This window comes from Sandaracinus amylolyticus (assembly GCF_021631985.1).
GTDB classification, from domain to species: domain Bacteria; phylum Myxococcota_A; class Polyangia; order Polyangiales; family Sandaracinaceae; genus Sandaracinus; species Sandaracinus amylolyticus_A.
In genome coordinates this window covers 1902989-1917395 of sequence record NZ_CP070225.1, presented here as the reverse complement: position 1 = coordinate 1917395, position 14407 = coordinate 1902989, and the positions used below count along the sequence as shown (strand labels likewise).

7 protein-coding genes are annotated in these 14407 nt (G+C 73.2%); 2 read left to right on the top strand and 5 right to left on the bottom strand.

From position 1 onward, the window contains the following. The first annotated feature begins 78 nt into the window (after positions 1–78). Positions 79–660 (top strand): TetR/AcrR family transcriptional regulator, encoded by a 582-nt coding sequence (locus tag I5071_RS07850; RefSeq protein WP_236604784.1) that lies wholly within the window; start codon positions 79–81, stop codon positions 658–660. On the opposite strand, the gene I5071_RS07845 is transcribed toward I5071_RS07850, so the two are convergent. Beyond that, positions 657–1292 carry a hypothetical protein gene (locus I5071_RS07845; protein ID WP_236604783.1) on the bottom strand — a complete coding sequence of 212 codons (636 nt, stop codon included), beginning with the start codon at positions 1290–1292 and terminating at the stop codon, positions 657–659. The genes I5071_RS07850 and I5071_RS07845 overlap by 4 nt on opposite strands. Positions 1293–1434: 142 nt before the next feature. Between I5071_RS07845 and I5071_RS07840 the strand changes: the two genes are divergently transcribed. Further along, positions 1435–1821, top strand: a complete 387-nt coding sequence (locus I5071_RS07840) for a hypothetical protein (protein ID WP_236604782.1) — start codon at positions 1435–1437, stop codon at positions 1819–1821. Here the strand turns inward: I5071_RS07840 and I5071_RS07835 are convergent. The 4 genes from I5071_RS07835 to I5071_RS07820 are packed head-to-tail and all read right to left on the bottom strand — an operon-like array spanning position 1818 to position 14306. Next, positions 1818–2189 carry a hypothetical protein gene (locus tag I5071_RS07835; protein WP_236604781.1) on the bottom strand — a complete coding sequence of 124 codons (372 nt, stop codon included), beginning with the start codon at positions 2187–2189 and terminating at the stop codon, positions 1818–1820. The genes I5071_RS07840 and I5071_RS07835 overlap by 4 nt on opposite strands. Then, a complete protein-coding gene (metH, locus tag I5071_RS07830) occupies positions 2189–5881 on the bottom strand; it encodes a methionine synthase (RefSeq protein ID WP_236604780.1) in 3693 nt (1230 codons plus the stop codon). The genes I5071_RS07835 and metH overlap by 1 nt, the downstream gene beginning before the upstream one ends. Continuing rightward, positions 5878–6903, bottom strand: coding sequence for an ArsR/SmtB family transcription factor (locus tag I5071_RS07825; RefSeq protein WP_236604779.1), 1026 nt, complete (start codon positions 6901–6903; stop codon positions 5878–5880). Before I5071_RS07825 ends, metH begins: the two co-directional genes overlap by 4 nt. Positions 6904–6959: 56 nt before the next feature. Then, positions 6960–14306: a transglutaminase domain-containing protein gene (locus tag I5071_RS07820; RefSeq protein ID WP_236604778.1), complete on the bottom strand. Its 7347-nt coding sequence runs from the start codon at positions 14304–14306 to the stop codon at positions 6960–6962. Positions 14307–14407: the final 101 nt, after the last annotated feature.

Below are 14407 nucleotides of genomic sequence, written 5' to 3'. Positions count from 1 at the left end.
TTTGTACTCGCCGGTACAATACCGAGCATCGAGACGCGCGCAAGCGCTATCTGTACCGCGTGGTACATTTCAGCCGTCATGCCGCGACCCCGAGCGTTCGACGTCGACGAAGCCACCGATCGCGCCCTCGAGCTCTTCTGGACGAGGGGCTTCGAGGGCACGACGCTCGACCAGCTCACGACCGCGATGGGCATCAACCGCCCGAGCCTCTACGCGACGTTCGGCAGCAAAGAGGGGCTCTTCCAGCGCGCGCTCGAGCGCTACGTCGCAGGCGCCGGCGCGCCGGTGCTCGCCGCCCTCGAGGCCGAGACCGCACGCGACGCGGCGTTCCGCGTGATGCGCTTCTACTCGGACGCCGTGGGCATCGCGGGCCGCCCTCGCGGGTGCTTGCTCGTGCAGGGCGCGCTCGTCTGCAACGACGCGAACGTGAGCATCCGCGACGCGCTCTCCGCGAAGCGGCAAGCGACGTTGGCGCTGCTCACGAAGCGCTTCGAGCGCGCGAAGCGCGAGGGAGAGCTCCCGAAGGAGGCCTCGGCGGCCGACCTCGCACGCTACGTGTGGTCGGTGTGCCAGGGGCTCGCGGTGCAGTCGATGGACGGCGCGTCGCGAGAGCAGCTCCGTCGCGTCGTCGATCTCGCGATGCAGTCGTTCCCGGGCTAACTAGCCTCGTCGCGTGGGCTGGTTCGACATCGGAGAGGACCTGCTCGGCGGCGATGCGCCCGCCGCTCGATGCGTACGGCGACGCGCTCGATCGCGTCGCGAAGCGCTTCACCCGCACCGTCCGGCGTAAGCCATGGCTCGCGGAGATCGTCGCGGCGTTCGATCGCGGCGCGCCGCGCGGCGCGTCGAGCACGTACGACGCGATGGTGCGCGCGCTCGAGCTGCGCGCGCCGGAGAAGAGCGCGCGTCCTCCGAAGCTGCTCACCGGCGAGCTGCTCGAGCTGCCGTACGACGAAGGGCGCGCGGTGGTCGGGCTCGTGATCTTCGGCGAGGAGCAGAAAGGCGGGCAGTACGGGCCGTGCGTGGTCGCGCTCGATCTCGAGATCGGCGAGCTCGACTCGCTCGATCGCGCGCGAACGAGCCGCTGGCTCACGCGGCCGTTCCACCCCTGGTCGCGCTCGGCGTGGAAGCGGCTCGGGCGTGTGGTGCTCGAGCCCGACGTGAAGTTCCTGCCCTGCTTCGCGTGGTACCGCGTCGCGGGCGAAGTCAGTCGCTCGTCGATGCCGCACCGCGGCGGAGAGAAGCTGATCGTCGACTACTTCGATCGCGAGGTCCCCTGCGATCGCGCGCACGAGGCGCGCGTCGTGCCGACGTCGAGCGGAGGCTGGCCGGTCGTCGGGGTCCGCGCCGCTGCTCGCCGAGCTCGATCGTGCGCTCGCGGAGGCACGCGACGAGTCCGCGCACGCGTGGATCGACGCGGTCGATCGCGAGCCGGTGCGCGAAGAGCTCGCGCATGCTCTCGCGAACGTGCTCGTCGCGTCGCCCGATCGCTACACGTCCGATCCCACGCGCACCGAGTCGATCCCGCTGCGGCCTGCAGCGCGCCCCGCCCAACCGGCACCGCGCACGCTCGAGGTGCGCGTCACCCACGGTCGCGACCAGGTGATCGTGAACGAAGGCGCGGGTCGCGGATGGAGCGCGTTCCCGTTCCGCGAGAACGACACGCTGATCGTCGAGACGATGGGCGCGCGCGATTGCGCGATCACCGAGCTGCCCGAGATCCTCGCGCGCTGGCGCGCCGAGCGCGGCCTTCCGCCGATCGAAGAAGACGTGGTCGTGCGACCGATGGACTGGGGCGCACCGACCCGCACGCGCGCCTAGCGGTACTCGCTGGTGCTCGCCTCGGGCGCGACGACGATCGTCGTCTGCTGCCAGGGGTCCGAGTACCCCTCGCTCAGCACGCGGCACGCGATCACGCGCCCGACGACGCGCTCCGCGACCTCGAGGTCGTCGCGCACGCTCATCGAGATCAGCGCGTTCCAGCGCGTCGCCTGCTCGTCCTGGAAGTGCCACGAGCGCCCGTACACGACCCCGGTGTCGAGGTCGCGCACGAGCGGCTCGTCGCTCTGCGGCACCTTCGCGACGCTGAACACGCCCTCTTCGCGCGCGAAGATCGTGACCTCGACGCGACGCCCGACGGGCAGCGCGATCACGCCTCCGAGCACGAACGTGCGATCCGACGCGCCCATCACGCCTTGTTCGGATCGTACCCGAGCTGCGGCGCGAGCCAGCGCTCGACCTCGCTCACGCTCATCTGCTTGCGGCGCGCGTAGTCCTCGGCCTGCTCGCGATCGATCTTGCCGACCGAGAAGTAACGGGCCTCGGGGTGCGCGAGGTAGATGCCGCTCACGCTCGCGGGCGGCGTCATCGCGAAGTGCTCGGTGAGATCGATGCCGACGTCCTTCGCGCGCAGCAGATCGAAGAGCTTCCGCTTCTCGGTGTGATCGGGGCACGCGGGGTAACCGAACGCCGGGCGGATGCCGCGGTACTCCTCGCGGATGCGCTGCTCGTTGGTGAGCGGCGTCGCCTCGCCGTGGCCCCACTCGCGGCGCACGCGCTCGTGCAGCATCTCGGCGAACGCCTCGGCGAGACGGTCGGCGAGCGCCTGCGTCATGATCGCGTGGTAGTCGTCGTGCTGCTTCTTGAAACCCATGACGATCTCTTCGCAGCCGATGCCCGCGGTGACCGCGAACGCGCCGACGTGATCCGCGATGCCCGAGCCGATCGGCGCGACGAAGTCGGAGAGCGCGCGCTGGGGCTCGCCGTCCTGCTCGCGCTGCTGCCGCAGCATCGGGAAGCGCACGAGCTCCTTCGTGCGCGACTCGTCGGTGAACAGCACGATGTCGTTGCCGTCGCTGTTCGCCGCCCAGATGCCGTACGTCGCGCGCGCGCGCAGCCGGCGATCCGCCACCAGCTTCGCGAGCAGCTTCTGCGCAGCGTCGTAGAGATCGCGCGCCGCGCTCCCGTACTTCGGATGATCGAGGATCTCGGGGAATCGGCCCGAGAGCTCCCACGCCGTGAAGAAGAACGTCCAGTCGATGTAGGGGACGAGATCCGCGAGCGGCTGATCGTCGATCACGTGGCGGCCCACGAAGCTCGGCGTCGCGACGTCCTCGGCCTTCCACTCGATCGGCGTGCGGCGCGCGTTCGCGTCGGCGAAGGGCACGAGCGGCTTGATCGGACCGCTCGCAAACGCCGAGCGGATGCGCTCCTGCTCGTCGACGTTCTTCTTCGCGAGGTCCTTCTTCTGCTCGGGCGAGAGCAGCGCGCTCACCACGTTCACGGCGCGCGAGGCGTCGAGCACGTGCACCACGGGCTCGTGGTACGCGGGCGCGATCTTCACCGCGGTGTGCTGGCGGCTCGTGGTCGCGCCGCCGATCAGCAGCGGCAGCGACATGCCGCGGCGCTTCATCTCGCTCGCGACGTGCACCATCTCGTCGAGCGACGGAGTGATCAGGCCCGAGAGACCGACGACGTCGACCTCTTCCTTCACCGCCGTGTCGAGGATCTTGTCGGCGGGCACCATCACGCCGAGATCGACGACCTCGTAGTTGTTGCAGCCGAGCACGACGCCGACGATGTTCTTGCCGATGTCGTGCACGTCGCCCTTCACGGTGGCGAGCAGCACCTTGCCGTTGCCACGTCCGACCGCGCCGGTGCGGCGCTTCTCCTCTTCCATGAACGGCGTGAGGTACGCGACCGACTTCTTCATCGCGCGCGCGCTCTTCACGACCTGCGGCAGGAACATCTTGCCCGCGCCGAAGAGGTCGCCGACGACGCTCATGCCGGCCATCAGCGGGCCCTCGATCACCGAGAGCGGCTTGCCGTACTTCACGCGCGCTTCTTCGGTGTCGGCGTCGATGTAGTCGTCGATGCCGTGCACGAGCGCGTGCTCGAGGCGCTTCTCGACGGGCCACTCGCGCCACGCGAGATCCTGCTCGCGCTTCTTGCCGCCGCCCTTCACGCGCTCGGCGAGCGCGACGAGGCGCTCGGTCGAGTCGGGGCGACGATCGAAGAGCACGTCCTCGACGTGCTCGAGCAGCTCGGCGTCGATGTCCGAGTACACCGCGAGCTGGCCCGCGTTGACGATGCCCATGTCGAGGCCGGCCTTCGTCGCGTGATAGAGGAAGACCGCGTGCATGGCCTCGCGCACGTGGTCGTTGCCGCGGAACGAGAAGCTCAGGTTCGAGATGCCGCCCGAGGTCTTCGCGCCGGGGCACTCCTCCTTGATGCGCTTCACCGCGTCGATGAACTCGATCGCGTAGCGGTTGTGCGCCTCGATGCCGGTCGCGACCGCGAACACGTTCGGGTCGAAGATGATGTCCTCGGGCGCGAAGCCGATCTCCTCGACGAGGATGCGATACGCGCGCTTCGCGATCGCGACGCGGTGATCCGCGGTCTCCGCCTGGCCGTTCTCGTCGAAGCCCATGACGACGACCGCCGCGCCGTAGCGACGGCAGGTGCGCGCCTGCTCGCGGAACTTGTCCTCGCCCTCCTTGAGCGAGATCGAGTTCACGACCGCCTTGCCCTGCACGCACTTCAGGCCGGCCTCGATCACCTCGAACTTCGAGGAGTCGATCATGATCGGGAGCTTCGCGATCTCGGGCTCGGCGGCGACGAGGTTGAGGAACTTCGTCATCGCGGCGACCGCGTCGAGCATCCCCTCGTCCATGTTGACGTCGAGGATGTTCGCGCCGCCGCGCACCTGATCGAGCGCGACCTCGAGCGCCTTGGTGTAGTCGCCCGACTTGATCAGGTTCATGAACTTGCGCGAGCCGGTGACGTTCGTGCGCTCACCGATCATCGTGAAGTTCGACTCGGGCCGGATCGTGTACGTCTCGAGGCCCGAGTAGTGCGAGAGGTGCGGATCGGCCGGCACCTGGCGCGGCTTCAGCTTCGCCGTCTGCTTCGCGATCGACGCGATGTGATCGGGCGTGGTGCCGCAGCAGCCGCCGACGATGTTCACGAAGCCGGCCTCGGCGAACTCCGCGAGCAGGCGCCCGGTGGTCTCGGGCGTCTCGTCGTAGCCGCCGAACGCGTTGGGCAGACCGGCGTTCGGATAGCAGCTGATTCGCGTCGTCGCGGCGCGCGCGAGCTCCGCGAGGAAGGGGCGCATCTCGGTCGCGCCGAGCGCGCAGTTGATCCCGACGCTCATCGGATTCGCGTGCTCGACCGAGGCCCAGAACGCGTCGACGGTCTGACCCGAGAGCGTGCGGCCCGAGCGATCGGTGATCGTCACCGAGATCATCACGGGCAGGCGCGTGTTGCGCTTCGCGAAGACCTCTTCGATCGCGACGAGCGCGGCCTTCGCGTTCAGCGTGTCGAAGATCGTCTCGACGAGGAGGAGGTCGACGCCGCCGTCGATGAGACCGTTGATCTGCTCGGTGTACGCAGCCTTCACCTGCTCGAACGTGACCGCGCGGAAGCCGGGGTCGTTCACGTCGGGCGAGATCGAGAGCGTGCGGTTGAGCGGGCCGATCGCGCCCGCGACGAAGCGCGGGCGGTCGGGCGTCTTCTTCGTCCACTCGCGCGCCGCCTCGAGCGCGAGCTCGGCGCTGCGCACGTTGAGCTCGTACGCGAGGTGCGAGAGGTCGTAGTCGGCCTGCGCGATCGACGTGGAGGAGAACGTGTTCGTCTCGACCATGTCGCTGCCCGCCGCGAAGTACTCCGAGTGGAGCTGGCGGATCAGGTCGGGACGCGTGAGGCAGAGCAGGTCGTTGTTGCCCTTCAGATCGACCTTGTGATCGACGAAGCGCTTGCCGCGGTAGTCGGCCTCCGTCGGCTTGTGGCGCTGGATCATGGTGCCCATCGCGCCGTCGAGGACGACGATGCGCTCGCGGAGGAGCGACTCGAGACGAGGCGTGATGAAGGGCTGGGTCATCGGGACGATCTCCGTGCAGCTCGAGAAGGACGGGAAACGGGAGACGACGTGACCGGCGCGGGCTTGCGCGCGGACGCCGTGACGACTTGGAAGAAGGGCTCGCGTCGCTCGCGCGAGGTGACCTCGCACGCCTGCACCTCGAGGCCGGCGGCGGCGATCAACGACTCGAGGCGGCGCGGGCGGAACCCGGCGTGGACGTGGCCGTACGAAGCGGTGAGCTCGGCGTGATCGTGCGCGTCGAGCACGAGCACCGAGAGGGTGCCGCCGGGGCGCAGCACACGCGCGGCCTCGGCGAGCGCGCGCTTGGGATCGTCGGCGCAGGTGAGCACGTGGAAGAAGAGGACGGTGTCGAACGACGCGTCGTCGAACGGCATCGCGTGGACGTCGCCGAGCACGGTGCGCACGTTCGCGTGCGACGCGAGGCGTGAGGACGCGGCCTCGATCAGACGCGGGGATCGATCGAGGCAGGTCACGCTCGCCGCGCGCGGTGCGAGCAGCGACGCGACGGTGCCGTCGCCGCAGCCCGCGTCGAGCACGTCGCCGGCCTGCAGCAGCGTGAGCACGCCGTGCGCCATCGACTCCCAGGTGCGGCCCGGCGAGTAGTGGCGCTCCATGTGGCCCGCGACCGACTCCAGCCACGCGACGCCGGTCTTGCGACGCTTCACGATCGAGTCGGCGCGGTGCGCATCGGCCTCGAGCGTCGCGTCCTTGAGCTCGCCGCGCACGAGCGAGAGCACCTTGCGCGTGGGCTCGCTCATGCCGGCGTCGTTGAGCGAGTAGAACGCGGAGCTGCCCTCGCGGCGATCACGCACCACACCCGCCTCGCGCAGGCGACCGAGGTGCGTGGAGACGCGCGACTGGGTGACGCCGGTGATCTCGACGAGCTCGGCGACCGAGAGCTCCTGCGCGGCGCCGGAGCTGGCACGATCGCCCTCGATGAGGTGCGCGAGGATCGACACCAGGCGCACCCGCGTGGGGTCGCCCAGGAGGCCGAGCAGGTTCGTCGCCGCGCCGAGGTCCATCCGCCTATCCGGATGAACGGATTACCCCGGCCCGGCGCCCTCGGCAACCCGCCGATTCACGGCACCGGGCCCACCTCGACGACGCGGAGGCCGCCGACCGAGAGCAGCCCGACCGCGCTCCACACGCTCGCGGGCACGTAGCCGCTCGAGACCTGCACGTTGCCGTTGGTGGGATCGACCTCGCGGAAGCCGCGTCCGTCGTGGAACGCGACCCACGCGTGCGCGACCGCTTCCTGCCCGTCGATCGCGAAGCCCTCGCGCAGCTCGGCGGGGACGCCCGCGGCGCGGAGCAGCGCGACCGAGAGGCGGCTCAGCTCGCTGCAGTCGCCGCGACCGCGCGCGAGCACGCTCGCGGCGTCGAGCTCCTCGGCGGTGAGCTCGTAGCGGATGTTCTCGTGCACCCACGCGACGACCGCGCGCGCCGCGTCCTCGGGGCGTGCGCCTGCGGGGACGATCTGCGCGGCGAGCGCGCGCACCCGCGGCGCGTCGCTGCCGAGGCCTCGCGTGAGGCGAGCGCGGGCGGCGTCGTCGATCGCGACGTCGGTGCCCTCGCCGGGCGCCGGCGTGATCACGACCTCGAGATGCCGCGGATCGATCACCCGGGTGCGCGAGCGCGCGCCTCGCACGAACACACGCGCGGCGACGGTCTCGGGCTCGTCGCTCTCGAGCACCAGGCGAAGCGGTGCGCGCAGCTCGATCGGCTCGATCGGGCGCGGCAGGCGCACGGCGTTGCGCGGGTTGCGCAGCACCTCGTCGATGATGTGCTCGCTGCCCTCCGCGCGGAGCGTCGGCTCCACGTGCGCGACGACCACGAGCTGGCGGCGCCGCGTGTCGACGTGACCGTCGAACGAGAGCTCGCGGCCCGCGCCGAGCAGCGCCGCGAACATCTGGAGCTGGGTGCGGCGCGGATCGCCCTCGGGCAGCGCACCGACGAGCCCGATCAGCGCACGCGCCGCGCCGAGCCCGTCGAGGCGGCCGCTGCCGACCTGCACCTCACCGCCCTGCGTCGGCAGCGGTCGCGCGAGCGCGGCGCGGACGTCGGCCTCGATCGGACCGACGACCCACCGCGCGCCGCGACGCGCGAAGCGCACGCCCGCCTGCTCGACGAGCGTGCCCTCGGCCGGCGGCGTGATCCCGCGCGCCGCGAGCGCGCGATCGAGCGCCGTCCCCTCGGCGACGATCACCCAGCGATCCCAGAGCTCGCCGCCCGCGCGCGGCATCCACGCGAACGCGAGGCGCTCGGCGGCATCGCTCGCGAGGCGCGCGGCCTCGCCGGCATCGCGCAGCGGAGGGCGCGGCTCGATCGGCGCCTCGGGCTCGCGGCGACGAGCGCGCGGCGCATCGTCCTCGGTCGCGCCCGCGATCGCGAAGCGCGCGGTCGCGTCGGTGGGCAGCATCGCGACCAGCGGCCCGACGTCGCCCGGCGTGCCCGCGAACGGGGCGCGCATGCGCAGCACGAGCCCGGTGCCCTCGACCGCGATCTCGAAGCTCGCGTCCTCGCGCTCGACCAGCGGCATCTCGCTGCCCGACTCGCTGCGCCAGCCGACGCTCGCCATCTGCAGCGCGGCGCCGTCCGCCCAGTCCTCGGTGAGACGGCGGAACGTGGGATCGCCCGCGAGCGTGCGCGCGATCGGCAGCGGCCCGGTGACGACCGCGCGCGCCATCTCCTCGAGGCCGAACACGATCATGCGATCGCCGGTGAAGAGGTAGTGCTCGGTGTCGACGCCCGAGCCCTCGTGCTCGCGGCGCACGAACGTCGCGAAGCGATCGAAGCGCACTCCGTCGAGCGAGACTTCGACGCGTGCGCGCTCGGCGAAGAGCAGCGCACCGCCGTCGCGGCGGCCACCGCCACCTTCGCTCGAGTCCGCGGCGTCGGGATCGACGCGCAGCATGCGGTCGAGCGCGAAGGGCGTCGCGCCCGCGACCATCGGCAGCGTGCGCGCGAGGTTCGCGGCGTCGACCGCGAGCCAGGGCGCGCTGTTGGTCCCGATGCGACGGCGCGCGAGGATCGCGCGAGCCCGATCGGCGTCGCGCACGTGCACCGAGCACACCCACGAGCGCGGCCAGCGATCGGCCATCGCGCACTCGATCGGACGATCGAGATCGAGACCGCCCTCGGGACCGAGCAGCTCCGCGCCTGCGTGCTCGGCCATCCAGGCGAACGCGGCGCGCGCGACCGCGGCGTCGGTCGAGCCCGCGCTGTCGAGGCGCTCGTAGGCCGAGGTCAGCGTCGCGATCATCAGCGAGGGCTGCGGCACGCGCACGTAGCGCCAGTGCGTCCCGGGGAGGAAGCGCGCGAGGGGCTCCGTCGCGAGCAGGCGCGCCGCCTCGGGCGAGACGCGGGAGCGGGCGCGCTGGGCACGGAGCCACTCGGCGTGCGGCGCGAAGCGCTCCTCGAGCTGCTCGATCGGCGCGCGCTGGAGCGCGGCGGCGTGCGTCTCGGCGTGCCACTCGACGTTGCGCGCCGCGGACTCGCCGTAGGGCGCGTCCTCCGGCGAGAGGCCCTCGCGCGCGAGCGCCGCCATGCGCGTGAATCGCTCGCGATCGCGGGGATCGAGGCCCCGCGAGAGCACCCACGCGGCGGTGCGCAGCAGCGCGCGCTGCTCGTCTTCGAGGGGCGCGCGCATCGCATCGACGCGAGTCCGGATCGCATCGAGCTCGGCGGTGCTCGGCGCGTTCCAGTGCGCGTGCACCGCCTCGATCGCGAGCGCGGCATCGCCGGTCGTGACGATGCGCGCGAGCGCCTCGGGCGCGATGCCGCCGGGCAGCACCTGCTCCGAGACGAGCGCGAGCAGCGCGAGGCGTCGATCGCCTCCGTCGAGGAGCTCGGTCGTGAGGGTGCGTCGCTCCTCGATCGGCAGCGACGCGAGCACCTCGACCGCGCCGAGCGGCGGGAGCGCGGTGTCGGCGCGCGAGGCGAGGCCCGAAGCGGCGACCGTCACCGGCGCGTGCACGACGGCGCGCGCGGCCGCGAGCGCACCGGCGCGATCGGCGCTCATCAGGGCGCGCCCGCGCGCGTGGATCGCAGGGTCGGGATCGAGGACCGCGGCGACGCCGAGCGCGCCGTGATCCCCCGCGCCCTCGGGCACGCACGCGAGGAGACGACGGCGCGCGCTCGTGTCGGGCGTCGCGAGGAGCACGTCGGACGCGAGCGCCGCAGCGAGCGCGGCGCCGGCGCGACGCGTCTCGTCGAGCTCGCTCGTGATCGGGCAGCCCTCGCCCGGCGCGAGCGCCGCACGCAGCGCGCGGGCACGCAGGCCGGAGGGCACCGCGCTCGCCGCGCCGCGCAGGGCCTCGGCCCACGCCGCGCCGACGAGCCCGTCGAGCGGCCGCATCGTCGCCTCGGCGAGCGCGAACGTCGGCAGGAGCGGCACCACCGTCGTGGTCGGTCCGGCGAGGATCGACACGACGAGCCGCGCACCACGCGGCACCACGCCGAGCACCATCACGTGCGTGCCGTTCGTCATCAGCGCGCGCGCGCCGAGCCCGATCGGCAGCGTGACGGGCGCGGACCACACGTGACGGAACCCCGTGCGCTCCATCGCGGGGACCAGCGCGTCGAGGCACGTCTCGGGGGTACAGTCGGACTGGCGCGGCTCGCTCACCACGGCGATGCGCGCGCCGTCGACCTCGCCACCTGCGCCTCCGAGCGGCGCGAGCCACGAGGGCAGCGTGACCTCGACCGCGTGCTGCACCGACGCGCGCCGCTCGAGCCCGCGCGGGCGCGCGAGCATCCGGCCGACGTCGATCGCTGCGAGCGCCGCCTCGAACGCCTCCGCGCTCCCCAGCGGCGTGGGCAGCGCGGCCTCGGCCTCCGCGGCGCCCGAGAGGCGCGGGTCGTCGGGGAACGCCTCGCGACCGCGGGCCCGCAGCGCGTCGAGCTCGGCGCGGCCGCGCAGGGCCATCAGCGCGGGCGTGATCGTCACGACGTAGGTGCCGCGCACCCCGGCGCGCTCGACGATCGAGCCCCAGCGCAGCGCCGCCTCGTGATCATTGCGGCGCAGCGCGCGCACCATCGCCGCGTACGCCACGACGATGGACTCGGGGTACGCGCCGACCAGCGCGTCGGTGCGATCGTCGAAGTCGTCGATGCGCGTCGCGTCGAACGCGACGAGCCCCTCGGGCGTGAGGTGACCCGCGTCGAGATCGGCCTGGGCCCACGCGACCACGTCGGCCGCTGCGAACGCGCGCACCGAGCCCTCGTCCTGCGGATGGGCCCGGGCCCACGCGGTCCCCGCATCGGCGTAGATCGACGCCGCCGCGAGGCGCGCGTCGCCGAGCGACTGGAACGCGAGCTCGCTCCAGCTCGCCTGGCCTCCCGCGACGTACGACGCGCGCACGCTCGGGCCGCGCCAGCGCAGCTGCGCGAGATCGTCCCGCGTGATCTCGTCGACGACCCACCCGCGCGCCTGGGCCGCGAGCTCGAGCGCGGCGGCTCGCTCGTGATCACCGTTGCGAGAGAGCCAGATCGAGTGGTTGTGGAGCACCACGCCCGGCGTGCGATCACCGAGCACGCGCGACGTGATCTCGAAGAACGCTGCCGGCGCGAGCCCTCGCGCCTGCGCGTGCTCGGACGCCTCCAGCACCGCCCACGAGAGCGACTGCGCGAGCATGAGCTGCGAGGGATCGGCGCGGAACGCGGGGCCGCACTCGTCGATCACCCGCGGCGCGTGCTCGCTCGACGTCGTGAGCTCCTGACAGAGCAGCGCCCGCACCGCGGGGCTCGTGCCCGCGCGCGCGGCGAGCCCGTCGAGCGCCTCGGTGGTGGCCGCTTCGTTGCGCGCGTCGGCGGCGATCAGGCGCCACACCGTCGTGTCGTCGAGAGCGCTGCGCGCGGCGGCGATCGAGCGCAGCACGTCGTCGTCGAGCAGCGGCGCATCGTTCTCGAGGTCGCGCTCGCGATCCGACGCGCGATCCGCGATCTCGAGCGCGCGCTCGGTCTCTCCGAGCAGCAAGTGCATGCGGACCCGCGCCCGCCGCCACCGGGGCTGCTCTTCGGCTGCGCTCGTCGCGAAGGGCACGAGCTCGCGCACCGACGCGATCGCCGTCGCGGCGTCGGGCGCCTGGGTGATCGCACGCTCGATCAGCGCCCGCAGCCGGTACGAGACACCGAGCGTGCGCGACATCGCGGGGCCGCCGGCGCGGAGCGTCGCGACCTCGAGGTCGCCACCCGGCGCCGGCTGGAGCAGCGCGCTCAGCTCGGCGACGCTCGCGACGGGCCCGTCGAACGCGAGGTCCATCGCGCTCGGATCGACGCTCGCGAGCGCGGCGCGTGCGGTCTCGAGGGCGACCGAGGGCTCGCCCGCGCTCCATGCGGCGAACCACCGCCGCACGAGATCGCGCGACTCGGGCCACGCCACGAGCGCCCCCGCGTAGGCGTCGCGCGCGGCGCGCGCCTCGCCCGCGAGCTGCACCTGCACCGCCTCGAGCAGACGATCGAGCGCGCTCCCCGGAAGGGCGGTGCGCACCCGCTCGACGAGCCGCGCGAGCTCCTCGGCGCGTCCCGCGCGCTGCAGCGCGATCGCCGAGAGCGCGGCGGCGTAGAGCGCGCTCGCGTCGCCACGCTCGATCAGCGGCGCGAGCGCATCGAGCACCTGGGCCTCGTGCCCGGGCTCGTCGAAGTGCGCCTCGGCGGTCGCGAGGCGCGCGACGTTCGACGCATCGAGCGCGATCTCCTCGTGCTCGTCGTGGGCCTCGCCGCGCTCGATCCGCTCCGCAGGCGAGCCCAGGAGCAGCGCCTGATCGAGCACGTCGAGCGCGACCTCGCGACCGGCCGCGAGATCCTCGAGCCACAGCGCGAGCACGGCGCGGCGCGACCACGGCAACGCCCGCCCGGCATCCTCCAGCGCGCCGCGCGCGCCCGCGTGGTCCCCGCTGCGCGCGAGCACGCGGACCCGGGCCTCGACGACCAGCGGATGCAGCCCGTGCCGCGACGCCTCGAGCTCGGTCAGCCACGCCTGCGCGCGCTCGCCCGCCTCGTCGCGCGCGAAGAGCTCGGGCGCGGGGAGCACGAGCTCGTCGAGATCGCGCGGGCGACGCTCGAGCTCCTCGTCGTCCTCCCACCAGCTCTCGTCGAGCCACGCCTGGCGCTCGCCGCACTCGCCCCAGCGCAGCCCCTCGCGCGCGCACTCCGCGAAGACGCGCGCCGCGGGACGATCGAGCGCCCACATGCGCCCGAGCGCGAGCGCGCGCAGGGACTCGTCCGCCGTGGCGTCGGCCGCGACCGCCGACGTCGCGCCGAAGTGCGAGACGCCGAGCTCGACCAGCGTGCGCTGCGCCCGCGCAGCCCGCGCGAGGAGCGGCTTCGACGCCATCTCCGAGCCCGCCCACTCCGCGAGCCGGCGCTCGGTCGACGGCGAGCGCGACACCCCCGACGCGCGCTCCCACGCCTCGAAGCGCTCCGCGTCGGCGGTGACCAACGTCGCGAGCGCGGCGATCGCGTCGGCGAGCCGGCGCGCGTCGTCGTCGTGCGCGAGGGCGCGTGCCTCGAGCGCGAGATCGTAGGCGTCGCCCGCGAGGTCTTCGTCGAGGCAGCGCGCGGCGAGCGCGAGCCGGTGCGCGGCCGAGCCCGGCCGCGCCTGCACGGCCTGGAGCAAGCGCGCGATCGCGACGCCACGACGCGACGGCGACGCGCTTCCGACCACGTCGATCGCCGCCTCGCGATCGCCCTCGCGCGCGACGAGCAGCACCGCCGACGCGAGCGGGTGCGCGCGATCGATCGACACCAGCGCGCGCGCCGCGGCGAGCACCGCGTCGCCGTCCTCGCGCTCGCCGGCCTCGACCAAGCGGTGCTCGAGCACCCCGAGCGCGCGCGCGCCCTCCCCGGCGACCCGGTCCACCGGCACCCGCGTCGCGCCGCGCGGCACACCAGCGAGGCGCTCGACGTCGAAGCGCGCCGTGTCGTCGAGCGCGCTCCACAGCGCGATCGGAATCGGACGCGCGATGCCTCCGCCCGCATCGGCGCGCAGGCGCAAGAGACGCGCGACGATCTCGCGCGCATCCCCCGGCGCATCGCGACCGACAGCCGCGAGCGCGAGCGCGAGATCGCCGAGGCGCTCGGCGCGCGCGAGCGCTTCCCGTCGCACCACGATCCACACCTGCCGCGCCTCGTCGCGCGACGCCTCGGGCGCGAGCACCGTGCGCGCACGCGCCACCGCGACTGCGCGGGTCGTCGCCGCGATCGCCGACGTCGCGTTCCCCGCGCGCTCCTCGAGCACCGCGATCGCCCGCAGCCGCTCGACCTCGCGCGCAGGATCGCCCGCGGGATCCCCCTCGACGTGACCGAGCGCGAGGCGCGCCTGCCGATCCGCCGCCGACCACCCGTGCGCATCGAGCGGCGGCCGGAACGTCGCCGCCGCGCCGCACCCCGAGAGCACCACGACGCACGACAGCCACCAAACCACGGCCCACGACGCGCCTGGGCGCGACCCACGGATCGACACGAGACACCTCCCCGGAGAAAACGGGCGCGAGCATGACTCCGCGCGCGAGCGCGCGCCCGCGC

Excerpts from the sequence above, each read along its gene's own strand:
- I5071_RS07825 (WP_236604779.1), bottom strand. The coding sequence starts at position 6,903 with ATGGACCTCGGCGCGGCGACGAACCTGCTCGGCCTCCTGGGCGACCCC.
- I5071_RS07850 (WP_236604784.1), top strand. The coding sequence starts at position 79 with ATGCCGCGACCCCGAGCGTTCGACGTCGACGAAGCCACCGATCGCGCC.
- I5071_RS07835 (WP_236604781.1), bottom strand. The coding sequence starts at position 2,189 with ATGGGCGCGTCGGATCGCACGTTCGTGCTCGGAGGCGTGATCGCGCTG.
- metH (WP_236604780.1), bottom strand. The coding sequence starts at position 5,881 with ATGACCCAGCCCTTCATCACGCCTCGTCTCGAGTCGCTCCTCCGCGAG.